Raw genomic sequence first — 535 nt, 5'->3', positions numbered from 1 at the left:
ACAAACTGGCGTTTCTTCAGCTCTCGCCGAGCGGCACCGGGATCCACGGGCTGATCTACAGCATCGCCCAGGGCGAGGCGGGCAAGCGCCTGACCCGCTACAAAATCTCCCTGCGACCGCAGCTTTCGTACCTCGCGCACCGCTTCAACCAGCGCATTTTCCAGCAGATGACCGTGCAGCAGATCATCAGTGAGGTGCTGGAAGAGCACGGGATCCTCGCCAGCGATTACCACTTCCAGCTGAGCGCGATCTATCCCGAGCGCATCTACTGCACGCAGTACGATGAAAGTGACCTGCACTTTGTCCAGCGCCTGTGCGAGGAGGAGGGGATCCACTACCACTTCCAGCACACCTCAAGCGGCCACAAACTGACCTTTGGTGATGACCAGACGGTGTTCCCGAAACTGGCGCCGGTGGCGTATCAGCAGGACTCCGGGCTGGTGGCGGACCAACCGGTGGTCAAGCGTTTCGGCCTGCGCCTGGCCACCCGCACCAGCCGCACCACGCGGCGCGATTACGACTTCGTCAAACCGAA

Annotated in this window: 1 protein-coding gene; it reads left to right on the top strand. The window is 61.7% G+C overall.

Translation table 11 applies throughout. From position 1 onward, the window contains the following. On the top strand, positions 1-535 hold a 535-nt coding region (gene tssI, locus PMI24_RS06865), incomplete at both ends, for a type VI secretion system tip protein TssI/VgrG (RefSeq protein ID WP_007952196.1).

It is taken from the genome of Pseudomonas sp. GM25 (assembly GCF_000282255.1).
Classification (GTDB): domain Bacteria; phylum Pseudomonadota; class Gammaproteobacteria; order Pseudomonadales; family Pseudomonadaceae; genus Aquipseudomonas; species Aquipseudomonas aphyarum.
The sequence above is the reverse complement of the archived record's forward strand: the minus strand, read 5'-3'. Positions and strand labels throughout refer to the sequence as shown.